The 3838-nt window shown below is 43.8% G+C and carries 4 protein-coding genes; 2 read left to right on the top strand and 2 right to left on the bottom strand.

The features are described 5' to 3' along the window. Positions 1 to 63: 63 nt before the first annotated feature. On the bottom strand, positions 64 to 480 hold the full coding sequence (locus VIP81_RS19495; RefSeq protein WP_331964936.1) for a MerC domain-containing protein: 417 nt from the start codon (positions 478 to 480) through the stop codon (positions 64 to 66). A gap of 202 nt (positions 481 to 682) precedes the next feature. On the opposite strand from VIP81_RS19495, the gene VIP81_RS19490 reads away from it, so the two are divergent. Both VIP81_RS19490 and VIP81_RS19485 read left to right on the top strand, forming a co-directional pair. Beyond that, complete coding sequence (locus VIP81_RS19490; RefSeq protein ID WP_331964933.1) at positions 683 to 1309, top strand: SCO family protein; 627 nt, start codon at positions 683 to 685, stop codon at positions 1307 to 1309. A 13-nt stretch (positions 1310 to 1322) separates the two neighbouring features. After that, a complete protein-coding gene (locus tag VIP81_RS19485; protein WP_133807007.1) occupies positions 1323 to 1757 on the top strand; it encodes a Fur family transcriptional regulator in 435 nt (144 codons plus the stop codon). Positions 1758 to 2045: 288 nt separating this feature from the next. Here the strand turns inward: VIP81_RS19485 and VIP81_RS19480 are convergent, their stop codons facing one another. Beyond that, positions 2046 to 3767 (bottom strand): M3 family oligoendopeptidase, encoded by a 1722-nt coding sequence (locus VIP81_RS19480; protein WP_331964928.1) that lies wholly within the window; start codon positions 3765 to 3767, stop codon positions 2046 to 2048. Between the last annotated feature and the right edge of the window lie 71 nt (positions 3768 to 3838).

The following is a 3838-nucleotide window of genomic DNA, read 5'->3' as shown; positions in this document are numbered from 1 at the left end:
TATGTACGTAACAGTTAGTCGATACTGCCTGCAAACCATGATTCTGTCATTCTGTTGTGGCAATCATTTCGTTTCGGGATGCTGATGTTGGTGAACTGTGCATTGCCTGCAGCGCTGCAGATTTAATATATGCGCTCCTGTTACCCCTCCTGCCCCGATGAAAATAACCACAGGTTCCCAATAGCCACCGGCAATACCGAAGTGCCCACCTAATAGCAGGGCAAAGCCTGCCGTAAAGATCATTAAAGGGACTATACGCCGGTGGTGCCGGAAATATCCCCTGCCCAGGGACAAACAACCAATTAGAAAAGAAAAAGACAGCAGCCCGTATTCCAGCTTTTCGTTTTCCAGGATATGCGATCCAAGCAGGGGCAATAGGGTAATTAGCAATGGTAATACTGCGCAATGCACGGCACAGGCCAGAGAAGCTCCAATTCCGATGGTATCCAGGCTTATCCGCTTTAAAATATTGTCTTCCATATCCTCATTTTTCTACCCGGACAAAACTACGTAAATTTGCAACAGTGTTGCAAATTAAATTTTATCATTTAATCAGATAATTTTAATCCTCAACTATAAAATGTTGCATCCGTGTTAAAAAAAAGAGAGAAAGGATACACTGCTGGGCATCTGTTAACTATGTGCTACCTTTGTATATTGAATAAAACAGGGGATTATACCTATGTCGAAGAAAGCAATTATACTCATTTCGTTTTTCGTGGTGTTGAGCGCGGGTTTCCTCGCTTACTCCGCCTATGTTATCAAGGATCAGACAGGCTCCTTTATAGGAAAGGAAAAATTGCCGATACTGGGAGCGCCGGGGCATACTGTACCAGGGTTTTCCTTTACGGACCAGAATGGTAACACCAAAGCAAAAGCAGATGTAGCGGGTAAGATTTATGTGTCGGAATTCTTTTTTACCACCTGCACCGGTATTTGTCCGAAGATGAATGCCAATATGGAAAAGGTGTATGCAAAATACAAAGACAAGCCCAATTTTCTGATCCTGTCGCATACCGTAGATCCGGAACATGACAGCGTACCTGTTTTGAAAGCATATGCGGCCAAACATGGCGCGGATGATAAAAACTGGTGGTTTCTGACCGGCGATAAAAAACAATTGTATCGTTTGGCCAGACAAGGCTACCTGGTAGATGATGGCGTTTACACCGGAGAGGAAGATTTTGTGCACACGCAATGGTTTGCACTTGTAGATAAAACGGGACAGATACGCGGTTTGTACGAAGGTACCAAGCAGCAAGACGTGGATAAGCTGATTGCAGACATAGACCGTTTAATGGAAGAATAAATTTTTTTTCATCATGGGCACCAAACAACAAATAACAGAACGAATTGGCAGTCTCTTACGTGATAGTAAGCTGAGTGTAACAGAAACCAGGACAAAAATCCTGGAGCTGTTTATGAAAAGCAATGGAGCACTGGAACACAGCGATTTCGAAAAACTCGCGGGCAAGTCATTCGACCGCGTTACAGTATACCGTACTTTACAAACATTCCTGGATAAAGGCATCATTCATAAAATACCTACTACCGATACGTCCGTGCGTTACGCCGTATGTAAGTCGGAATGCTCAGAGCATCACCACCACGATCATCATATTCACTTCAAATGCGAAGAATGTGGTACTACGATCTGTTTAGATGATACAGATGTACCGCAGATACATCTTCCAAAAGGTTATGCTATGCATAATGTGGAAGTAGTAGTGAGTGGGGTATGTAAGGGATGCAAATAAGCTGAAGGCACAAAGGAGAAAGCAAAAAGCTATTGAAGCGATTTTTTGTCTTACTCAGGATTATACTGATTTTGATGATTTCCCAGATTTTTACCTGTATGATTTGGGAAGGTTAAAATGATTTTGGGAGATAGGAGCGGATACCCGCTGTTATCTCCCAAAATCATTTTAATCTTCATCTTCAAAGAAAAAAAATCACCAAAATCATCAAAATCAGTATAATCCTGAGTAAGACAAAAAATCGCTTCAATAGCTTTTTGCTTTACGCTTTTTGCCTACCGCTCAAGGCTATATCTTTTCTATCTCTTTCTTTACAAAATCGGCTAACTCTTTCACATATGCCGGCGAGAAATCAAATTTAATTCCTGCTGCTTTATACAATTCAGGTAAGGTTTTGGTGTTACCTAAACTTAACGCCTGTACGTAATTGTCCAGTGCCTGGGTTTTGTTTTCCTTGTATTGTTTCCACATCGCAATGGCGCCTAATTGTGCAATACCATATTCTATATAATAGAAAGGCACTTCAAACAGGTGCAGTTGCTTCTGCCAGGTGATGGCGCGGTAATCTTCATGACCGGCCCAATCCACTACGGAAGGGGAGAACTCATTTAGAATTTCTACCCATTTAGCAGTACGCTCTTCGGTAGTATGTTGCGGATGTTCGTAGATCCAATGCTGGAATTTATCGATGGTTGCAATCCATGGGAAAATGGTAATGGCACGTTCCAGTTGCTGCAGGCGCGCACGACGGAGTTGTGCTGCATCATCAAAGAAAATGTTCCAGTAGTCCATGGTAAACAGTTCCATGCTCATGCTGGCTACTTCCGCTATTTCCATAGGATATTCCTTGAATGCGCTGAGTGGCAGATGATGACTTAGGAAAGAATGTACTGCGTGGCCACCTTCGTGTACCATGGTAGTAAGATCTTTCATCTGGCCGGCTGCATTCATAAAAATGAAAGGCACGCCGGTTTCCGCCAGCGGGCAGTTGTAGCCTCCCGGCGCTTTGCCTTTGCGGCTTTCGAGGTCCAGGCGGCCCATTTGTTTCATTACACGGAGACAATTACCAAAGAAAGGACCCAATTCATCAAAGGTTTCAATGGCTTTATTCACCAGTTCATCGCCCGTGTGGAATGGCTCCAGTGGCTTTACACCTACGGGTTCTGCTTCTGTATCCCAGGGCTTTAATGCGTCCAGCTGCAATTTTTCCTTTTGCTTTTCCAGGATTTGCTGTACCAGCGGAACAATATGCGCTTTGATGGCAGCATGAAACTGAAAAGCATCTTCTTTGGTGTAGTCGAAGCGGCCCAGTTCTTCAAACTTATAATCGCGGTAGTTGGCGAAGCCGGCATTCTTTGCTACCTGATCACGTTTAACGACCAACCCGGTATACAATTCGTCCAATGCCTGTTTGTCTTCCAAACGACGTGTAGCCGTTTTAGTGAATACTTCTTCTCTCAGGGCGCGGTCGCTGTTTTCCAGGAATTTTGCGGCTTGCTGCAGGGTATATTCCTGGTCGTGCACGGTAATGCTCATTTTACCTGCAATCACGCCGTATTGCTGTGCCATTACGCTTAGTTCCGCCTGAATGGGAATATTTTCTTCTCTGAAAAGTTTTACCTGTTTCTCTACATTACGGAGATAGGTTTTATACAGGTCCTGGTCCAGCTCTTTACGGAAAGGGCTTTCCAGGAGTTTTTTATTGAGTGCGTCTGCGTATGGTTGCAGCTTCGGCTGAATTTCCATACAGAAGTAGGTAAATGCTTCTTCCAGTTCCTTGCTGTTAGTATCGCAGGTCATTTTGATCTGGCGCCAGCAGGCATCTTCGCTGATAACGGCTTCCAGTTCACTCATATCTTTGAGCCATTTTTCCAGGTCGGTCACGTTATCAATGGGTCGTTGCTGCAGCGTTTCGAAGTAGGGCTGCAGGCCATCCCAGGTGGTTACTTTAAAATCTTCCGGGAGAAATTGACGGGGGAGTTTCTTTATATCTGCACTTAAGTTATCCATGCTATCATTATTTTTGAATGCAGAAAATTACTAAAAATAGCGGAAAGCGGAAAGCGGAAAGCAAAAAGCAT

It is taken from the genome of Chitinophaga sp., from assembly GCF_036566945.1.
In the GTDB taxonomy this organism is placed as follows: Bacteria; Bacteroidota; Bacteroidia; order Chitinophagales; family Chitinophagaceae; genus Chitinophaga.
Note: the sequence above shows the minus strand (reverse complement) of the source record. Positions and strands in the feature narration are given on the sequence as shown.

Bases quoted from the DNA above. Each gene is read 5' to 3' on its own strand.
- VIP81_RS19480 (WP_331964928.1), bottom strand. From the start codon at position 3,767: ATGGATAACTTAAGTGCAGATATAAAGAAACTCCCCCGTCAATTTCTC.
- VIP81_RS19490 (WP_331964933.1), top strand. From the start codon at position 683: ATGTCGAAGAAAGCAATTATACTCATTTCGTTTTTCGTGGTGTTGAGC.
- VIP81_RS19495 (WP_331964936.1), bottom strand. From the start codon at position 480: ATGGAAGACAATATTTTAAAGCGGATAAGCCTGGATACCATCGGAATT.
- VIP81_RS19485 (WP_133807007.1), top strand. From the start codon at position 1,323: ATGGGCACCAAACAACAAATAACAGAACGAATTGGCAGTCTCTTACGT.